This window comes from Janthinobacterium sp. SUN128, assembly GCF_030587275.1.
Lineage (GTDB): Bacteria > Pseudomonadota > Gammaproteobacteria > Burkholderiales > Burkholderiaceae_D > Janthinobacterium > Janthinobacterium lividum.
Window position 1 is genome coordinate 575568 of sequence record NZ_JAPWHY010000001.1, and the last position, 19153, is coordinate 594720.

Consider the following 19153-nt stretch of genomic DNA (forward strand, 5'->3'; position numbering starts at 1 on the left):
TGTATGGATTGGTTATTTCCATATGCGCAATCGGTATGAGCTAATGCGCTTTTTAGCTTGTTATTTTGCATTGCGGCATGTAGAGTAAAGCCCTCCTTTTTTATTCTTCTTGAGCGGAAACTTCACTCTTATGGCTTTAATCGTCCACAAATATGGCGGTACGTCGATGGGCTCGACTGACCGTATCAAGAATGTCGCCAAGCGCGTTGCCAAGTGGCACGACGCTGGGCATCAAATCGTGGTGGTGCCATCCGCCATGTCGGGCGAAACCAACCGCCTGATTGGACTGGCCAAGGAAATCATGGATCAACCCGATCCCCGTGAACTTGACATGATCGCCTCGACAGGCGAACAAGTGTCCGTCGGCCTATTGTCGATGGCACTGCTGGCGATCGGCAAACAAGCCGTATCCTATGCTGGCTGGCAAGTCGCGATCAAGACCGATTCCGCCTTTACCAAGGCACGCATCCAGTCGATCGATGACGAAAAAGTCAAACGCGACCTCGATGCGGGCAAGATTGTCATCATTACCGGTTTCCAGGGCGTCGACGAACACGACAACATCGCGACCCTGGGCCGCGGCGGTTCCGACACCTCGGCAGTGGCGATCGCCGCCGCCATGAAGGCGGCCGAATGCCTGATCTTCACGGACGTCGATGGCGTCTACACGACCGATCCGCGCGTGGTCTCCGAGGCGCGCCGCCTGAAGACCATCACCTTTGAAGAAATGCTGGAACTGGCTTCGCTGGGTTCCAAAGTGCTGCAAACGCGTTCGGTGGAATTTGCCGGCAACTACCGCGTTCCCACGCGCGTGCTGTCGTCGCTGACCGACCCGATGTTGCCGCTGGAAATAGAAGCCAATTCAGGCACCCTGATTTCGTTTGAGGAAGATACAAACATGGAACAAGCAGTCATCTCCGGCATCGCCTTCAACCGCGATGAAGCCAAAATCACCGTGCTCGGCGTGCCCGACCGCCCAGGCGTGGCGTACCACATCCTGGGACCGGTGGCGGACGCGAACATCGAAGTCGACATGATCATACAGAATCAGTCGGTCGACGGTAAAACGGACTTCACCTTCACCGTTTCGCGCGGCGAATACGCGCGCGCGCTGGCCGTGCTGGAAGCGAACCGCGAATCGCTGGGCGCGGCCAGCATCACGGGCGACGCGAAAGTGTCGAAACTGTCCGTCGTCGGCGTGGGCATGCGCAGCCATGTGGGCGTCGCATCGCAAATGTTCCGCACCTTGTCGGAAGAGGGCATCAACATCATGATGATCTCCACTTCCGAGATCAAGATCTCCGTGCTGATCGATGAAAAGTACATGGAACTGGCCGTGCGCGCGCTGCATAAAGCGTTCGAGCTGGAAAAAGCTTAAATATCCAAAAATATTGCCCCACGCCCTTGACCAAAGGGGGGGCAATCGATATTATGACGTTCGTCGCTGCAGCGCAGTTAGCTACAGAGACATAGTTGAGTAATCAGCTAGGAGACGTGGCCGAGTGGCCGAAGGCACATCCCTGCTAAGGATGCATACGGCTTATACCTGTATCGTGGGTTCGAATCCCACCGTCTCCGCCAGAATCAAATAAAAAAGCCTCCCCTGCGGGAGGCTTTTTTATTTGTCTGGACGGAACGGTGGGATTCGAAGGGCTGGGCCGTGCCGGCCCAGCCCTCTCCGAATCGCCCAACCACCGCGCTCCGCGCGGCACGTTGGCCGCTGCGCGGCCAACGCCGTCCCCCCATCTCAGGCTTCAGCAGCCAGCTCCCCCATCGGCCCCAGTTACCTCAGCAATAAAAACAACAAGTGACTTAGTGTGAGTATTGACTCTTTGTCATTATGGATAATGGCAATGTTACTAATAAAAAATACGCATGCCCAGCCATGCTTCCATTGCCGAGTCCAATCAAGGAGTTGTCATGTCCAATCGCCTTCCCCGCAGCTGTCTGTCGCTGTGCCTGGCCGCCATGCCGTTCGCCTGCGGCGCCGCCTTCGCCGCGGAAACCACGGTGAATATGAATCTCGACCTGAACCTGAAGTCTGTGCCCAAACTCGAGCTGCGCCTGTTGCAGGAGCCGCCGAAACTGAAGGCCCGCGCCAGGCCTGCCAATCGCGCGGCAAGCAAGCGCGACGAGTACGAGAAAGCGTACGACCTGTACATCCGCTACGCCAACGGCAGCATCTATAACCCGACCACGGCCAAGCATGACAAGGTGCGCCTGCGCTCCTACCAGCAGACGAGCGGCCTGGCGCTCGATGGACGCGACGAGAATGCGGCCACCTTCATGGCGCCCACCGTCGTGATGGCGCCGGGGCAAACCGTGCGCTTCAGGTTGTACAACCAGTTGCCGGTGCTGCCGGCCGAGCAGTGCGCGACGGACGATATCAATGCGCCGCGTCCGCTTGGCTGCTTCAACGACACCAATCTGCACTCGCATGGCCTGTGGGTCTCGCCTTCGGGCAATAGCGACAATGTGCTGATATCGATCAAGCCGGAAGTGGATTTCGAGTACGAATACAATATTCCCATCGACCATCCGGCCGGCACGTTCTGGTATCACCCGCACCAGCATGGCGCGACGGCGATGCAGGTCGCCAGCGGCATGGCCGGTGCGCTGGTGGTCGAAGGCGACCGCTATCCGACCGACAAGGCAAATGGCGACCTCGACGTCGTGCTGAAGCAATTCCAGCCCGACGATGGCAGCGGCAGCGCCGGCGAAGTGATGCTGCTGCAGCAAATTCCCTATGACTGCCCCAGCAACAGCCTGACGCCGCTGAAGCCGTGCGACAAGGAGGCGGTGGGCATGCTGGAGGATTTCAAGCAGGTCAAGGATCCCGATGCCTGGCTAATGTCGGGCCGCTATACCTCCGTCAACGGCAAGGTGCAGCCGGTGATGAAGATGGATACGCAGCGCCTGTACCGCTGGCGCCTGATCGATACGGGCTTCCAGGCTTCCGTGGTGCTGCGCATCCGCCGTGCCAACGATCCGCAAAAGCTGTTGCAGGCGCTCGGCGTGGCCAACCAGGACAAGGACGTGATGGAATTGTGCGATGGCGAGGACGTTACGCAATTCGAAGTGGCCAGCGACGGCCTGACGCACGACAGGATCATCCCCAAGACCCTCAATTACCTGCAGCCGGGCTACCGCAGCGACATCCTGTTTTCGCTGCCGAAGGCCGGCGCGTATTGCGTGTATGCGGAAACCAACCTCAATAACATGACGACGATGCATGACGTCAACAACACGCGCCTGATCAGCGTGATCACGGCCAAGACCAGCGCCAAGGCTGCCGCGCGTGCCAGGGCGGGCGAGTCGCCGCGCGATTTCCTGCTGGCCGAGTTGCGCAATGCCGTCAAGCGCCTGCCCGTTGCGCAGTTGCCCGACAGCGTCAAGGGCACCATCCTCGGCGATCTGGAGAATGGTCTCAAGCTTGCCAAGTTCGTCCCGCATGCGGGCTTCAGCGCAGAAGCAAAGGACGCGATGCGCGGCAAGAAGAAGGAGTATGCGACCTTCAATATTGCCAAGTTGGACGGCAAGACCCGCTTCATGGTGGAAGGCAAGCCGGAAGACTCGCCGGTACCCGAGCTGAAGAATGTCTATGATCCGCACCGCGTCGACCACACGCTGGTGCTGGGCACCGAGCAGATCTGGGAGCTGGCGTCAAAGAATGGCAGCCACCCCTTCCATATCCACGTCAACCCCTTCCAGATCATCGGCATCACCCGCACCGACGGCGGCGCGGTCGATGCGCAATACAAGGATCTGCTCGGCACGTGGAAAGACACCTTGCTGGTGATCCCCAATCACAAGATCGAGATCGCCACGCGTTACCAGCGCTACATCGGCGAGTACGTGCTGCATTGCCACATCCTCGAGCATGAAGACCAGGGCATGATGCAGAACGTCAAGGTGGTACTGCCGGATGGCAAGGGCGGCGGCGACATGGGCGGACATGGACACTGACCGTTCCTGGCGGGAGCGCGCCCGGCGCGCTTCCGCCCCTCCCAACCTGCTTCTGGAGCAACTGCCCATGTTACGCATGAAAACTTCACTCCTTCCCATCCTGGCCGGCCTGCTGTGCGCGGGCGTCTGTAGCGGGGCGCAAGCGCAGGCGGCCGTATCTTGCCGCCCGGAACTGCTGGCCCAGGCGGAGCCGGGCGGCGCGCGCGTCGTGCGCTACCGCAAGAATATCGATGAACTGACCCCGGCCGAGCTTGACGCCTTCAAGCATGCGGTGAGCGAAATGAAACGCAAGAGCCAGGAAAACGTGTACGACCGGCGCGGCTTCCTGTGGCAAGCGTGGGTGCATAACTGCACTTCCGTCGACGTCTTCAATGACCGTCAGGCGGCCTTGCCAGGCGACAGGCTGAAGCAGTTGCTGGGCGATCCCACGCGCAACAGCTGCGACATTGCCTATTTTCTCGACAAGGTGGCGACCGAGGACAATGCCCACGAGGAATTCCCCGGCGAGTGCGAACACCAGAAAAACACCTTCCTGCAATGGCACCGGGCGCAGCTGTATTTCTATGAGCAAGCCTTGCAGGCGGCCGACCCGAACGGCGAGCGGGGACCCAGCACGCGCAATGTCGCGCTGCCGTACTGGAACTTCACCCGCAAGCCTTCCGGCGTGCGCTACCCGAAAGCCTTCGAGGACGTCGATTCGCCGCTGTACGACGCCACGCGCAAGAGGGAGGGGCTCGACAGCTCGCTGGCCACGGCTTCGCCCAACTTGCTGGCCTACCAGATCTACTACATGGATTGGGCCGATTTCGGCGGCGACGAATACGGCAGCCTGGGCGGCGGCAACCTGGAAACAAAAATCCATAATCACATGCACGCGACCTATATGGGCGGCAACATGGGCGACAACGTCACGGCCGGCCTCGATCCGCTGTTTTATGCCTTCCATAATTTCCTCGACTACAGTTTCGAGAAGTGGCTCGACGAGCATGGCGATGCTGGCATACGCGGCAGCGGGCGCACGGCGTTCATGCGCAGCGAGCAGGACGCCAGCCTGCCCCGGCCCGTCGGCTGGAGCGCAGGCAGCGGCGATGCCCAGCGCGGTGATTCGGGCGACTACACGGCCAACATGGGCCAGGCGAACCTGTACTTCGACACGATCCGGCAGGGCTATGGCTTCCAGCCGCGCTATGGCGGCGAGTTTGCCCGCAAGAAGGATATCCAGGCCCTGATCGACCGGCACCAGCAGGCGGGTTTCGTGTTTGGCGACAACCAGAAAAGCCTGTTCGCCGCCTTGCTCAGCGACGATGCGGCCGATGGCGCGGTTGCCAGGCCAGACCTGACCGTCACGGGGGCCTACAAGATCCCTGCGCGGCGGGTCGCCAGCGACAAGCGGGCCAACATGGTGCTGGACCGCGCCCATGCGGACGAAGACTACAGTTTTCAGGCCGATATCTACTTGTATCCGGCCAACGTGGCCGCGCGCATCGGCGACAAGTCGTTCCGCGACCGCTACCTGGTGACCAGCACCAGCCACTGGGCCTTGTCCGGCCATCACCAGCATGACAAGTATGTCATCGAAACGGATATCACCGGCATCGTCGACAGCCTGGTTCCCAAAAAGCGCAGGCAGGCCTGGCGCATTACGGCGGCCATCACCACCAATGACAAGGGCCGCGGCCTGATACGGCAAGGCGATTTTTCCACGCCCGTGATCCAGCTTGTCGACCGGCGCAAACCTGCCGAACCCACGTATGAGGAGAACAAGCCATGAGCGAACTAACCAGCTTCAAGCGCGATGTGCAGGGCCTGTTTTCCCGCTATGTGGCCGACATGAACAAGGTCAAGCTGTCGAACCCGGATTCGACGGGCGTGCAGCGGCTGTATCTGAACGACTATGCGAGCGTGAAGGCGTTTGCGTGGCAGATCCAGGTGGCCATCCACGGTTACGACTATGACAGCCGCAAGGAAAAATGGCTGGTGGAGGCCGGGCACCGCCTGCGCGCGCCGGGAGGGCGGGAAGGCGAGTATGTCAAGTCCGCACCGCACCCGATGCCGCCCGACGGCCCGATGCCGCAGGAAGGCATCGATATCTTCGACCAGTGGGTCAGGGACGGCATGCAGCCGTGATGCGTTGGCCAACCGGCACAGACACCCTTGATGATCAGGAGTTCAGCATGGCATACACAGGTTTGAGAATTCACCCGGCCATCGGCATTGCCCGCGTCGGCAACAGCGAAGAATACTATCTGGGCCCGGAAAGCCAGGCCGGCATGCCGCTCGATGGCCAGGATGGCACGGGCGGCTTGCCGATCCGGCCCGGCACGGAAGACACGGCAATCGCCAGCACCGAATTGCGCGACGCCAGCGGAAAGCTCAAGCGGCAGGCGGCCCGCTTCCGCATTTACCAGTATGCGTTCGACGCGGCGGACGGCGTGGAAAGCTACCCGCTGGGCCGGCGGGGCGCGGCGGCCGAAGTGGCCATCGGCAGCATGGTCGATGGCAAGATCGTCAAGGACATCGTCTGGACCGTGCACCTGGCCAACAAGAAAGCCAATAGCTGGGAGGGCGGGGACGGCGTGGCGCCCTTCCAAAACAATGGCGCGCCAGCCCTGCGCAATCCGCACTTTGGCGAGCCGGGCTCGCCGCATTTCGGCACGCCGGCCGACCCGCTGCGCCTGAAGCTGCTGGTCATCGACCCCGGACCGCGCAGCGTGCAAGCCTCGCGCCAGTCGGTGCAGCAATTCGACGCCGCCACGTCGCCGTCGTGCGCGGAGGCGGCCAGCGGCGCCGTGCGCAGCCTGCCCGACTACCCCGTGTCGTTCCCGCGCGGCGGGCAGCCTGGCGCGCCGGCGCAGGGCCCTGGCGCCATCATCGCGTCGCTGGGCGCCATCACGACGGAAAAGAATGGCCGTCTGCTGGTGCTGGGCGGCTATGGCAAGGCGTGCGGCTTCGACGCGCAAGGTAATTATTCGGCCGCCGCCATCCTGCACGACAATGTCAACAACGACAACTGGTTCGATGACGTGGCCGATGGCCCCGTCACGGCCATGCTGCTCTTCGCCGACGGCACGGCGCGCAGCGTCGAGGGCAGCGCCTGGGTGATATCGAGCGACCCGTCGTATGCGCCGCAAACGGCGAACGTCGTGTCGCTGTGGGACGACCTGTATTGCACCTGGCTGGAAAAAATGGCGCTGCGGCCCGCCGTGTATGCGGATGGCAGCTACCAGACGGGCTACCGGAGCAACTTCAGCACCGATGTCCAGCCCATCCTGCGCGCGGCCTCGCTGCAGCGCTGGACGACCAGCTTGCCACCCAGGGCGATCAAGGAGCACGACTTGCTGGGCAAGATGAAAGCGGCAGGCCTGACCTACCCGATCATGAATTTCATCCGCCATCCCGACCAGACGGGCGCGCCGTCGCTGAAGCCGCAAATGCCGCTGTCGCTGGGCGATGCGGGCAGCAGCCTGCTGACCCTGACCCGTGCCCAGTATTTTTTCATGGATCAATGGGCGCATGGCCAGTATGTGGCCGACAGCGGCGATTTCCTGCTGGGCGCGGGCGAAGCGCTCGATCGTACCGTCCTGTTCAACTGCCTGGGCGGCCGCTACAGCCCCGGCATCGAGATGGGTTTTATCGTGCGCGACCCCGGCCTGTACCGGCAGGCGTGGCGGCGCCATGATGGCGGCGGCCCGTTCCGCATCAATGCACAGCATCTCGATTACCCGGCCGCTGTCAGGGACCAGCCTTTCCTCGGCGCCGGCTATATGCCGCTGCGCGGCGGCGAAGTGCAGCCCGGCGACGTGTCGAAGTTCATGGCCTTGCCGTGGCATACCGATTACAACTCGTGCGCCACGCATCTGCCGGACCCGAATCCCGGCGGCACGGTGCGCAATAACCAGCAGGCGATCGATGCAGCCACGGCGATCAAGGGCAATGGCTACAATACCTTGCTGTATTCCTCCTGGCCGGCGCAGCGGCCCGTGGCCGTGTACACGTACGACGACGTCGTCGCCAACGGCGGCGAATTGGCGACGCCGCGCTACTCCGTGCGCGGCAAGGGCACGCGGGCCGATGGGGTACCGTCGACCACCCCGGAAAATGCGGAAATCGACCGGCCCGCCATGCATGTGGGCCGCTACCAGGACCGCGCGCAGTTCCTGCTGAACTGGCACCGCATCGGCGTGGTCGTGCAAAGCACGGCGATTGCGCGCAAGGCGGGCGAAAAGGCCATCTGCAAGGATTACTACCTGGAAGTCGAGAGCCTGTTCGACAGCGATGAAAGCAACCTGGTCGAGTATTGGCGCAACACGGCCATCGACAAGGTGTACCGGCCGAAGCCGCAGTCGAAACCGAAGCCCTGATGGCGGCGTTTGCAGACAGTCCCGGCGCGGTAGCGCCATCGCGGCAGCGTTACCGGGTCGCCATCATCGGCGGCGGCCCGGCCGGCTGCGCCTGCGCGCTGGCGCTGGCGCAGCATGGCGTGCACGACGTGCTCGTGATCGAGGCGGGGGACTACGCGCAATTTCGCATCGGCGAGAGCATTCCGCCCGAAGCCAACCGCCTGTTTCAGGCGCTGGACATTGCGCAGGAATTTTTCGCCGAGGCGCATGCGCCTTGCCATGGCAGCTGTTCCTGGTGGGGCAGCGACAAGCGCGGCTACAACGACGCGCTGCTGCATCCGCTGGGCCACGGCTGGCACCTGGAGCGGTCCCGCTTCAATGGCTTTCTGGCGCGCCAGGCGCACCTGCGCGGGGCGGAAGTGCTGCTGCGCGCCAGCCTGGCCGCGTCGGCCCCGGCGCAAGGCGGCGGCTTTGCCCTGGAATTGATGCTGGGCGATCCGGCGCACCCGCGCCCGGCCAGCATCCATGCCGACCTGGTGGTCGACGCCAGCGGCACGCGCGCCGTCTTCGCGCGCCAGCGCGGCAGCCGCAAGGTGGAAACGCTGCCGCTGGTCTGCCTGGCCATGCGCTTCGCCGCGCCCGATGGCTCCCGTTCCGGCCTGACGCACCTGGAAGCCGTCGAACATGGCTGGTGGTATGGCGCCCACCTGCCCGACGCCACCTTGCTGCTCGCGTTCTACAGCGATGCGGCCACCGTCAAGGCGCGGCGCCTGCAGCTTGCCGGACACTGGCTGGCATGGCTGGCGGCCGCGCCCAATACGGCCGCGCTGGCCCGCGGCGCGGTGCCGCTGGCAGGCGGCGTGCAGAGTTTTCCCGCGCCGTCCTATTGCCTCGACCAATTGCATGGCGACGGCTGGCTGGCCATCGGCGATGCCGCTTCGGCCTACGATCCCGTCACCTCGCAAGGCATCGTCAAGGCGCTGGCCAACGGCATGGCGGCCGCTGGCGCCATCGCCGGCCACGCCACCCTGGGCGCGGTGGCGCACACGGTAGCGCAGCGCCATGCGCAGTACCTGGCGCAGCGCCAGCAGTATTATGGCTGGGAGCAGCGCTGGCCCGCTGCGCCGTTCTGGCGCCGCTTGCATGCCGGCGCGCAGGTGCCGGCCTGAACAACCGTCATGGCGCGCGGGCCGCTGCAGTGGCTTGCTGGTCGCACGCCGCCAGGGTGCCGCTGCATGCGGAAAACGTTTCCAGATAGGTGATGGTTTTTTCGTACTCGTCAATCAGGTAGCGCAGTTGATATGCCCCGTCGGCAGATTCCCCGGCGGCCTCGTCCTGCAGCCTGTACATATCTTTCAAAAAGCGTTTTTGCCGCGCCAGCTCCCCAGTCAGGCGCGCCTTGCGCTCGGCAGCACGCGACAGCGCGGGCAGGGCGAAGTAGAGTCCTGCAACCACGGTGACGGCGGCAATGGCGGCGACGGCTTTCATGCGCCTGCGCCGATCCCTTGTATCCGGCAGAATGCCGCCAGGTCGGCCGGATAGAAGGGCGCGTCGCGATAGCTGCTGTCGTCGATGCCGAGCACGCTGGTGATGGCGGCCGCTTCCCACGACCAGTAGCCCCAGAACGACGTATCGCGCCGGTGGCTGTCGTAATAGGGCTCGCGGCGGCTGGCGTCATACCATTGCCGCAGGTAATCCTGCATCAGCGCGGGACGCGCATCTTTTTCTGCCGCGAATATCTTGAGTGTGTTGATGTAGGGCAGGTGGCGCGTGCATGCGGGCCAGGCGCTATCCCTGCCGGCGACGAAGCAGGCCAGCAGCCGTTCCAGCAAGCCATCCTTCTCATGGTTGTTGAAATCGATGACCGGCGCCAGCTTGGGCAGCAAACTGCCCCAGCCAAGCAGAATGCCGAGGCAGACCATGCGGTTGACTTGTTCATACGCGTCGCCGGGCAGGGCGAAGTGGGGAAATCCCTGTTCGGCCTCGCTGGCCTGAGCGTCAAATATCATGTCATACCGGGCAAACGCCAGCCAGTAGCCGAGTATCGTGGGATATGACGCGCGCAACTCGTCGAGCGGGTGGCCGGCGCTGTAGGCGAGGGCGAGCTGGTCGATCCCATCCCAGGCCCGCTGGCGCGTAGCCGTCATGAAGTTTTCTGGTGGAATATTTCGCAGCACTTCTTCCGGCTGTTGCAAGCCGGCTTCCACCATGTCGCAGCCCTCGTCCTGGCTTTCCTTGCTTTCAAGATAGATGGCATATGACAGCCGCGGTTCCCTGCGCCTGGCCAGAAAATCCTGTTCGTCCAGCGTTTGCATTCTTGTTCCTTGTTCCAGGCCGGGCATCCGCATCTGGAGCGCATCCGGATACAAATGGTATGGTGAAGGTACGGTAGCTCAATGATTTGTTTGCAAGATTACACCTTAGAAAGAGTGATCGAACAAGCGTGATTCAATTGAATCGTGTACCAGAAAGAAATATACAAAATAGCTACTATGAGCGACAAGATGGCGTGCCCTGGGTATTTGTCGGCTGCCATCGTCTTCCACATGAACCGGAGCAAGTATGAGTATGATGAAATGCGCGATGCAATGCGCGGCCGCCGCGGCCCTGTGTTCCACCCTGTCGCCCGCCATGGCGGCATCCACGCCGGCCGCACCGCCGTTTCTTGACGTGCTCGTCTATCAGTACGCCAATTGCGTCAAACCTTCCTACCATCAGGCTGACCTGCTGGTGCAGGACGGGACGGGGCGCTACCAGATCGACGTCAAGGGCGAGGCGTACACGGTCGAGCTGCAGCAACGCATGGGCTTTTCGCTGCAGGCGGGCATTGACGGTCCCGTGGCGGCCGTCGTCAAGCTGGACCGGCCTCCAGAGGGGCAGTTCGAGGAGCAGGCGCGCTGGCGCGAGCGCTGGTTGCGCGATGTGGCCGAGCGCAGCGGCGTGGCGCTGGACGAGCGGACGCTTGCGGGCGGCGCGCGCCTGCTGACCGTCAACAAGGGCGAGATCAAGGGTCATTATGTAGGGCAGTCCCTGCTGATCGATCCGGCACGCTTGTTGTTCATCGATATGGCGTGGCCGAACACGCTGGGAATCTATCGCGGCCCTGACGGCCTGCGGCAGGTGCGGCAGGTGCAGGACGACGTATGGCAGCGCCTGCTGTCTTGTGCGCCGGCTGCGTGACGCTGGTGGCCACCCGATACCCCTACTGCGCGCACGCGCATAGACAAATAATAATGATTCTCATTTATAATGCGGCTCAATGGGGTGGCGATGGGCCGGCGCCATGGCGCCATGCATGGTGAGGGAGGGCATGATGGGCAGTATGTACGGCAATGAGGATTTGATCGCGCATGAGCATCGCGTGCTGATGGGCGAGTATGGACGGGCGCAGGCCCGCTGCAGTGCGCAGCTGGCCGCGCAGGCAGCGCGCATCGCGCAGCTGGAATCGGAATTGATGCGCGCGCGGGCGCAGGTGGTGATCCGCGATACGAAGCTGGCGCTGGCGCGCGACGAATTGGCCGAACTGGCGGTCGCGTCACCGGGCCTGCCCACGCGTGCACGGCTGGCGCGCAAGGTCGAGTGGCTCGGTGAGCGCGTGCAGGACCTGATGCGCGAATTGCTGCGCCTGCAGTGGGTGCCGTCGCCCGCCTTGCAGGCCGACGTGCGTGAAAAGGCCGTGCTATATGTGGGCCACTATTCAAGCATGGAGCCGGGCCAGGATACTGGTGGCGCCAACGCGGCGCAACTAGCCATCGAGCAGGCCGGCGGGCGCTTCCTGCATCACGCGGGCGGCGACGATGGCGCCGATGATGCGGCGGCGCTGGAAGCGGGCCTGGTGGCGGCCGACCTGGTGATTTGCCAGACGGGTTGCGTCAGCCACGACGCCTACTGGCGCGTGCATGACCACTGCAAGCGCACGGGCAAGCAGTGCGTGCTGGTCGACCAGCCGCAAGCCATGCATTTCGTGCGCAAGGAAGCGCTGGCCGCTTCTTAACGCCCGCTTAATCCGCATGGGCCACAATGGCCGTCCCTCGACGTTCCTGAAAGCGCCCATGCTGTCCCTGCAAATCGGTCCCCTGGCCCTGCCCACGGGGCTCGTCCTGCTGTTCGTTTGCCTGGGCGTCGCCTACGGCGTGGCGGGCTGGCTGCGGCGCTATCGCCAGCTGCCGGATGCCGGCCCCCTCGTTTCCGACATGCTGATTGCAGGCCTGCTGGCGGCGCGGCTGGCATTCGTCTTGCGCTGGCATGAGCAGTATTTCAGCTCCCCCTTGGCGGCGCCCTGGTCCATCATCAATATCCGCGATGGCGGTTTCATGGCGCCGGCCGGCATCGCGGCTGCCCTGGCCATCGCCGCGTGGCGCTGCCGGCGTCCCGCCATGGCGGCCATGCGCCGTCCCCTGGCCATCAGCGTCGCGTCCGGCGCGCTGGCCTGGGGCGTGTTGAGTGCAGGGATCTCGCTGGCCTACGACAAGCCGGTAGCCTTGCCGGCCGTGGCGCTGCGGGCTATCGGTGGCGCTCCGGTGACCCTGGCGGCGCTGGCCGGCGGCAAACCCATGGTGGTCAACCTGTGGGCCAGCTGGTGTCCGCCATGCCGGCGCGAGATGCCCGTGCTGGCTGCCGCGCAGCAGGCGCGCGCCGATATCGTCTTCGTGTATGCGAACCAGCGCGAGGATGCGGCGGCGGCCAGCGCTTTCCTGGACAGGAGCGGCGTGGTGCTACGCAATGTGGTGCTCGACAGCGAGGCGGCGCTGGGCAAGGCGGCCGGCTCCTCGGCCCTGCCCACCACCCTGTTTTATGATGCGCAGGGGCGACTGGTCGATACGCACCTGGGCGAATTATCCGATGCCTCGCTGGCCAGCAAGCTGCAGAAGATCGCCCCCGCGCCCTGACGTGGACACGCCTTCTTGACGGAGCCGCCATCGTTCGCGCGATGCGCGGTTTTTTTGCGCCTGGCCGTGGCCGTAGCGGTTTCTGATAGTATACCCCCCTATAGTATTTATTGAGGTGAAATCATGGGACACACGGCGCACAACAAGACCAAGTTGCTTAATCGCGTCAAGCGCATCCGCGGCCAGGTGGAGGGCCTGGAGCGGGGCCTGGAAGAGGGGCGCGACTGCGGCGAAGTGCTGCAGCTGATCGCCGCCGTGCGCGGCGCCGTGAACGGCCTGATGGCCGAAGTGATCGAAGAGCACTTGCGCGAGCATGTGGCCAGTCCCGATATCTCCGGCGACGAACGGGCCAGGGGTGCCGATGACATCGCGGGCATCCTGCGCACCTACCTCAAATAAGGAGAATGCCATGAAAGCGCAATCCCTCGGCGAAGACCTCTCCGCCTGGCAGCACGAACACGTTTTTGACAGCAGCAATGGCAGGGCCGAACGCCGTGCGCGCATCGTCATGTGGATCACCCTGGCCACCATGGCGCTGGAAATCCTCGCCGGCTGGTGGTACAACTCCATGGCCCTGCTGGCCGATGGCTGGCATATGAGTTCGCACGCGCTGGCCATCGGCCTGGCCGCGTTTGCGTATGCGGCCGCGCGCCGCTATGCGCGCGACCCGCGCTTTGCCTTCGGCACGTGGAAGATCGAGGTGCTGGCCGGCTACACCAGCGCCATCCTGCTGCTGGGCGTGGCCATGCTGATGGTGGCCGCTTCCGTCGAACGCCTGTTCTCGCCGCAGCCCATCCACTATCCGCAGGCGATGGCCGTGGCGGCCTTCGGCCTGGTGGTCAACCTCGTGTGCGCGCTGATCCTCGGCGGGCACCATGACCATGACCATGACCATGACCATGACCATCACCATGGTCACGGCCACGACGAGCATGACCATCACGGTCACCACCATGGCGAAGACCTGAACATGAAGGCCGCCTACATCCACGTGCTGGCCGATGCCGCCACGTCCGTGCTGGCCATCCTTGCGCTGGGCGGCGCGTGGGCTTACGGCTGGCGCTGGCTCGATCCCGTGATGGGCATCGCGGGCGCCGTACTGGTGGCGCTGTGGGCGAAAAAACTGATGCAGGAGACGGGCAAGGTCTTGCTGGACCGCGAAATGGACCATCCGGTGGTGGACGAAATCCGCGAGGCGGTGGAAGTGGAAAGCGCCGGCGACACGCCGCGCATCGTCGACCTGCATGTGTGGCGAGTCGGCAAGCAGCTGTATTCGTGCGCCTTGTCCGTCGTCAGCCGCGATCCCGCGCTGACAGGCGCCGAGCTGCGCGCGCGCATCGGCATCCACGAGGAAATTGTCCACAGCACCATCGAGATTATTCGCCGTCCTTGACAATGATGGCGAAAAAAGCGCGCTGATGCGGGGCGTAGGCACTATACTGTCGGCTTTTACAGCACGCGCTGTTCACCAGACAGAGAATAAAATGAGCACATTACCACCATGCCCGCAATGCAAGTCCGAATTCACGTACGAAGATGGCAGCCAGTTGATCTGCCCTGAATGCGCGCATGAATGGTCGGCCACGGCTGGCGAAGCGGCGGAAGAGGGCGCTCGCGTGTACCGCGATGCGGCCGGCAATATCCTGCAGGACGGCGACACGGTCAGCGTCATCAAGGACTTGAAACTGAAGGGCGGCGGCGGTGTCGTCAAGATGGGTACCAAGGTCAAGAACATCCGCCTGGTCGACAGCGACCACGATATCGACTGCAAGATCGACGGCTTCGGTTCCATGAGCCTGAAAACCGAGTTCGTGAAAAAAGTCTAAGCTCCTCCTTGCCATCCGCGGCGCGCCTCGCATTCCTGCCGGCGCGCCGTTTTTTATTTCAGACGCCATGCAAATAGACCATCTCCGCCAGCGCCTGCGCGCCCTGGGCGCCAAGCCCCTGCATGAACAGCGCGTGCTGCGCGACTGGATACAGGGCCAGCCGCACGACCAGGGCCGGCGCCGCGCCGAGGATTTTTTGCCGCTGCCCGTGCGCGAGGCCTTGCCTGCGCTCGATCTCGAGCTGCAGGGCATGCTGAAATTGCTCAGCACCCATCCGGGCGCTGACGGTTCGGCACGCTTGCTGGTGGGACTGCACGATGGCCAGACGGTGGAAAGCGTGCTGCTGCCGCGCGATGGCCTGTGCGTGTCCAGCCAGGTCGGTTGCGCCGTCGGCTGCCAGTTCTGCATGACGGGCCGCGATGGTTTGATCCGGCAAGTGAGCAGCGGAGAAATTGTCGCGCAGGTGGTGCTGGCGCGCACCCTGCGCCCCGTGAAAAAAGTCGTCTTCATGGGCATGGGCGAGCCGGCGCATAACCTGAACAATGTGATGGAAGCGATCGAGCTGCTGGGCACCGAGGGCAATATCGGCCACAAGAACCTCGTGTTTTCCACCGTGGGCGACCCGCGCGCCTTCGAGCGCCTGCCGCAAGGGCGCGTCAAGCCGGCGCTGGCCCTGTCGCTGCACACCACCAAGCCGGAGCTGCGCGAACAGTTGCTGCCGCGCGCGCCCAGGCTGTCGCCGCGCGAACTGGTGGACTTCGGCGAGTCGTATGCGCGCCTGACCGGCTACCCGGTGCAGTACCAGTGGACACTGATGGAAGGGGTCAACGATGGCCAGGACGAGATGGATGGCATCGTCGCGCTCCTGCAGGGGAAATATGCGGTGCTGAACATGATCCCGTATAACACCATCGACGACTTGCCGTTCAAGCGCCCCAGCTGGGAAAAGGCGCGCGCCATTGCCGCCGGCCTGCACGCGCGCGGCGTGCTGACCAAATTGCGCGATTCGGCCGGGCAGGACGTGGAGGGCGGCTGCGGGCAGTTAAGGGCGCGTGAAGCGAAGGGCAAGGTCATTCCCATTCGCGCCAGCGTGACGGCGTAGGTCGGATTAGCGGAGCGTAATCCGACATTCGCACTCGGCTCACACCCCACCCAGCAAATCGTTTTCATTCAAGATCGCAAACGCGATCTCGGGATGCGCGGCCAGGCAGCGGCGCACGGCGGCCGGAATGGCGGCGCGCGTCTTGCGGCACAGGCCGGGCTGTTCCAGCAGGCGGATCTGGAAGCCGCGCACGGTGCGCACTTCGCCGCTGCCCGGCGCAATCTGCAAGTCCACGCCCAGGTTGCTCTTCAAGCGCTCTTGCAGTTTCTTTAGCTGCGTATAGCTGTCGATCTGCTCGATATGCGCCAGCAGGCGCTTTTCTTCCGTCAGGTTCAGGCGCAGGATGGCAAGGTCCGCCTGCGCATCGTCGAGCAGGCGCTCGCGTTCGCAATCGCACAACTGCGGCGGGCACTCCTTGCGGACTTCAAAGTCGACGATACGCATGCTGGTGTTCCAGTGACGTTCCAATGGCGATTCCGGATAAAGCAAGTATCGTCCGCCGCCTGGCGCATGTCAATCAGCGCGGGCTGACGATCAGGCGCCAGAGGATCGGCCCCTGCCCGCTGCTGCGCTGGTGGTGGTGTTGCGGCGGCATGGCGTGGTTTCCCTTCGAGACGAGGTGGGCGCGCTCCATTCCGGCACACAATCATGCGCGGCCTTGATCGCGTGTCTTGGCGCGTGTGCCGCCCTGTGTTGTAATGTTGATCATCCCGACTGAGTACGCAAGGCCATGAGAACCCGCATCAAGATCTGCTGCATCGCTTCCATCGACGAAGCGCAACTGGCCATTGCCGCCGGCGCCGACGCGCTGGGCCTGGTGGCGGCCATGCCATCCGGCCCCGGCCCGATTCCCGACGCGCGCATCGCGCAGATCGCCGCCTGGACGCCGCCGCCCGTGGCCACGTTCCTGCTGACGTCCGAGACGACGGCGCAAGCCATCGCCGAACACGTGCGTGCCACGCAGCCGTCCACCGTGCAGATCGTCAGCCATATCGACCCCGGCGAAGTGGCGCAGCTGGCGCGCTTGCTGCCGCACGTGCGGCGCGTGCAGGTGATCCACGTGGAGGGGCCCGAGGCTTTGGCGCTGATACCCGCCTATGCGCCCCATGTGCATGCTTTTTTGCTCGATTCGGGCCGTCCCGGCGCTGCCGTGCCTGAACTGGGCGGCACGGGCCGCACGCATGACTGGTCCGTCAGCGCGCGCTTCGTGCGCGCCAGTCCCCGTCCCGTCTTCCTGGCAGGCGGGCTGGATGACACCAACGTAGCCGATGCACTGCGCCAGGTGCGCCCCTACGGCATCGACCTGTGCTCGCGCGTGCGCACGGATGGCAAGCTTGATGTCATGAAACTGGCCTTGCTGATGGCGGCCGTGCGCGACGTGGATGCGGCGCTGTATGCGGAGGGTTAATCCGCCGCGGCCAGCGCATTCATCTCGCGCACGAACGCCTCCGTAAACGCGGCTACCATGCCGCTGGCCGCGCGCGGCGAGATCAGGCCGACGACGGAATGCGATTCCTCGGCCGGCAGCGCAATAAAACGCACGCCGGGCGGCGCCACCAGGCGCATGCTGTCCGGGACGATGGCGATGCCCATATTGGCTTCGATCAGGTTCAGCTGCGAGGTCTTGCGCGACAGGGCGCGCGCCGCCTTGGGGAAAAAGCCCTGCGCCAGGCACAGGCCCGCCACCAGGTAGCTCAGGCCTCCGCGGTCTTTGTGCGGGATCGAGACGAAGGCTTCGTCGCGCAATGCCGCGATGGTCGTGCGCTCCAGCGTGGCCAGGGGCGACGTCGCTGACACGGCCACCACCAGTTTTTCTGTAAACAGCTCGCGCACGACGATGTTGGCATGCTTGCGCAGGGTGGGCAGGCGCACCAGGCCCAGGTCGGCACGGCCTTCCTCGATGTCGGCGGCCTGGTTTTCCGACGACCCTTTTGATACATCGAGCGAAACGCCGGGAAATTGCGCCAGCAGGCGGTTCAGCACCGCGCCGATGGCGGGCGTGAGGGTGACGGAGCTCGAATGCAGCAGGCGGATGATGCCTTGCGCCCCTTGTCCCACGTGGCGCGTCTGGCGCACGGTTTCGTCGATGTCTTCGAGGATGCGTTTGGCCCGCTCATAAAAGACCTGTCCCGCGGGCGTCAGTTCGATATGGCGCGCGTCGCGCGTGAGCAGCAGGGCCTGTACTTCACCTTCCAGCTCCTTGATTTGCCGGCTCAGGGCCGACTGCGCGATGTACAGCTTTTCCGCCGCGCGCGAGTAGCTGCCCGCATCGACGACTTCGACAAAATAGCGGAACTGTCTGATGGAAATCAATCGTATGCCTTTTCGAGATCGGAGACTGCCTGATTTGATATTAGCCTGGCCCCGGTGTTCGCGTTACAGTGGGCTGGTCTGCTGTCACTGCAAAGGAAAGACCATGCTGGAATTGATCGGGGTGCTGGGATTGCTCGTCAGTATTATCGTAAAACTGATTTTCGTCCAGATCGGCGGAGCTGGCAAAGGGAAGGAAGATTAATATGCCAGGGTCGCCACATGCGGCGCCGGCAACGCAAAGGCGTGCAAGCGGCAAGCCGGTGCTACCCCGTTCCACTCCGCCAGTGGCAAGCCCGCACGCTTGAGCGCCGCCTCGCGCGCCGTCCACGCCTGCGCCAGGGTCAACGGGCGCTGATCGGCGGAGCAGGCGCTCAGTTCACCAGCCACCTGCGGCCCCAGATAGTCGCGCGCCAGCTCAAACCAGTCGGGAATCTCCTGCACCCGCATCACGTCGATGCCGACAGGGCCATGCAGGCCGATGGCGGCCAGCGAGATTCCCTCGTCATGGCTGAACGACAGGCTGGCCGTGCTTCCGGCCAGCAGCAAGCGGGGAGGGGTGCCCGGCGTCGATGCCACCGAAACCGCCCCGATACTGACATCCAGCCAGCGGGCCGCAGCCTCGCGCACGGCGGCGCGGATGCGCCACCGGGCTTCGGCGCGCGGCAGCACGGCGGCGATGCCGATCACCAGCACGCCGTCTCTTGAGAAGAGCACCTT

Annotated in this window: 19 protein-coding genes and 1 tRNA gene; 15 read left to right on the top strand and 5 right to left on the bottom strand. The window is 63.8% G+C overall.

The window, feature by feature from the left end; all coding sequences use genetic code 11:
• The first annotated feature begins 130 nt into the window (after nt 1-130).
• The 7 genes from O3297_RS02755 (at nt 131) to O3297_RS02785 (ending at nt 9475) form a co-directional block, all read left to right on the top strand.
• Nucleotides 131-1378 carry an aspartate kinase gene (locus O3297_RS02755; protein ID WP_034784049.1) on the top strand — a complete coding sequence of 416 codons (1248 nt, stop codon included), beginning with the start codon at nt 131-133 and terminating at the stop codon, nt 1376-1378.
• A 110-nt stretch (nt 1379-1488) separates the two neighbouring features.
• A tRNA-Ser gene (locus O3297_RS02760) sits at nt 1489-1581 on the top strand.
• 339 nt (nt 1582-1920) lie between these two features.
• Nucleotides 1921-3966, top strand: coding sequence for a multicopper oxidase family protein (locus tag O3297_RS02765; RefSeq protein ID WP_305047673.1), 2046 nt, complete (start codon nt 1921-1923; stop codon nt 3964-3966).
• A 76-nt stretch (nt 3967-4042) separates the two neighbouring features.
• Nucleotides 4043-5737, top strand: a complete 1695-nt coding sequence (locus O3297_RS02770) for a tyrosinase family protein (protein WP_305047674.1) — start codon at nt 4043-4045, stop codon at nt 5735-5737.
• The gene (locus O3297_RS02775; RefSeq protein ID WP_070259248.1) at nt 5734-6093 is read left to right on the top strand and encodes a hypothetical protein; all 360 of its coding nucleotides are present in this window, start codon (nt 5734-5736) and stop codon (nt 6091-6093) included. The genes O3297_RS02770 and O3297_RS02775 overlap by 4 nt, the downstream gene beginning before the upstream one ends.
• Nucleotides 6094-6140: 47 nt before the next feature.
• Nucleotides 6141-8327 (top strand): LodA/GoxA family CTQ-dependent oxidase, encoded by a 2187-nt coding sequence (locus O3297_RS02780; protein ID WP_305047675.1) that lies wholly within the window; start codon nt 6141-6143, stop codon nt 8325-8327.
• Nucleotides 8327-9475, top strand: a complete 1149-nt coding sequence (locus O3297_RS02785; RefSeq protein ID WP_305047676.1) for an FAD-dependent oxidoreductase — start codon at nt 8327-8329, stop codon at nt 9473-9475. Before O3297_RS02780 ends, O3297_RS02785 begins: the two co-directional genes overlap by 1 nt.
• Before the next feature lie 7 nt (nt 9476-9482).
• Here O3297_RS02785 and O3297_RS02790 read toward each other — a convergent pair whose 3' ends face one another.
• Together O3297_RS02790 and O3297_RS02795 are read right to left on the bottom strand one after the other, a co-directional pair.
• Nucleotides 9483-9794: a hypothetical protein gene (locus O3297_RS02790; protein WP_305047677.1), complete on the bottom strand. Its 312-nt coding sequence runs from the start codon at nt 9792-9794 to the stop codon at nt 9483-9485.
• Nucleotides 9791-10621 carry a PoNe immunity protein domain-containing protein gene (locus tag O3297_RS02795; RefSeq protein ID WP_305047678.1) on the bottom strand — a complete coding sequence of 277 codons (831 nt, stop codon included), beginning with the start codon at nt 10619-10621 and terminating at the stop codon, nt 9791-9793. The genes O3297_RS02790 and O3297_RS02795 overlap by 4 nt, the downstream gene beginning before the upstream one ends.
• Nucleotides 10622-10868: 247 nt before the next feature.
• On the opposite strand from O3297_RS02795, the gene O3297_RS02800 reads away from it, so the two are divergent.
• From O3297_RS02800 to O3297_RS02830, 7 genes are all read left to right on the top strand, one after another.
• The gene (locus tag O3297_RS02800) at nt 10869-11486 is read left to right on the top strand and encodes a hypothetical protein (protein ID WP_305047679.1); all 618 of its coding nucleotides are present in this window, start codon (nt 10869-10871) and stop codon (nt 11484-11486) included.
• Nucleotides 11487-11628: 142 nt separating this feature from the next.
• Complete coding sequence (locus tag O3297_RS02805; protein ID WP_370385421.1) at nt 11629-12300, top strand: DUF2325 domain-containing protein; 672 nt, start codon at nt 11629-11631, stop codon at nt 12298-12300.
• 58 nt (nt 12301-12358) lie between these two features.
• The gene (locus O3297_RS02810) at nt 12359-13195 is read left to right on the top strand and encodes a TlpA disulfide reductase family protein (protein WP_305047680.1); all 837 of its coding nucleotides are present in this window, start codon (nt 12359-12361) and stop codon (nt 13193-13195) included.
• A 123-nt stretch (nt 13196-13318) separates the two neighbouring features.
• Entirely contained in the window at nt 13319-13594 is a 276-nt protein-coding gene (locus tag O3297_RS02815; RefSeq protein ID WP_034784058.1) for a metal/formaldehyde-sensitive transcriptional repressor, read from the top strand.
• 10 nt (nt 13595-13604) lie between these two features.
• Nucleotides 13605-14588, top strand: coding sequence for a CDF family Co(II)/Ni(II) efflux transporter DmeF (gene dmeF / locus O3297_RS02820; protein WP_305047681.1), 984 nt, complete (start codon nt 13605-13607; stop codon nt 14586-14588).
• A 91-nt stretch (nt 14589-14679) separates the two neighbouring features.
• Nucleotides 14680-15021 carry a zinc ribbon domain-containing protein YjdM gene (locus O3297_RS02825; protein WP_034784061.1) on the top strand — a complete coding sequence of 114 codons (342 nt, stop codon included), beginning with the start codon at nt 14680-14682 and terminating at the stop codon, nt 15019-15021.
• 67 nt (nt 15022-15088) lie between these two features.
• Nucleotides 15089-16123 (top strand): RNA methyltransferase, encoded by a 1035-nt coding sequence (locus tag O3297_RS02830; RefSeq protein ID WP_305047682.1) that lies wholly within the window; start codon nt 15089-15091, stop codon nt 16121-16123.
• 39 nt (nt 16124-16162) lie between these two features.
• On the opposite strand, the gene O3297_RS02835 is transcribed toward O3297_RS02830, so the two are convergent.
• Nucleotides 16163-16567 (bottom strand): hypothetical protein, encoded by a 405-nt coding sequence (locus tag O3297_RS02835; RefSeq protein ID WP_305047683.1) that lies wholly within the window; start codon nt 16565-16567, stop codon nt 16163-16165.
• 286 nt (nt 16568-16853) lie between these two features.
• Here O3297_RS02835 and O3297_RS02840 point away from each other — a divergent pair, with 286 nt between their 5' ends.
• Complete coding sequence (locus O3297_RS02840) at nt 16854-17531, top strand: phosphoribosylanthranilate isomerase (protein WP_305047684.1); 678 nt, start codon at nt 16854-16856, stop codon at nt 17529-17531.
• Here the strand turns inward: O3297_RS02840 and O3297_RS02845 are convergent.
• Both O3297_RS02845 and O3297_RS02850 read right to left on the bottom strand, forming a co-directional pair.
• Nucleotides 17528-18436 carry a LysR family transcriptional regulator gene (locus O3297_RS02845; RefSeq protein WP_305047685.1) on the bottom strand — a complete coding sequence of 303 codons (909 nt, stop codon included), beginning with the start codon at nt 18434-18436 and terminating at the stop codon, nt 17528-17530. The genes O3297_RS02840 and O3297_RS02845 overlap by 4 nt on opposite strands.
• A gap of 198 nt (nt 18437-18634) precedes the next feature.
• A complete protein-coding gene (locus O3297_RS02850; RefSeq protein ID WP_305047686.1) occupies nt 18635-19150 on the bottom strand; it encodes a 4'-phosphopantetheinyl transferase superfamily protein in 516 nt (171 codons plus the stop codon).
• Between the last annotated feature and the right edge of the window lie 3 nt (nt 19151-19153).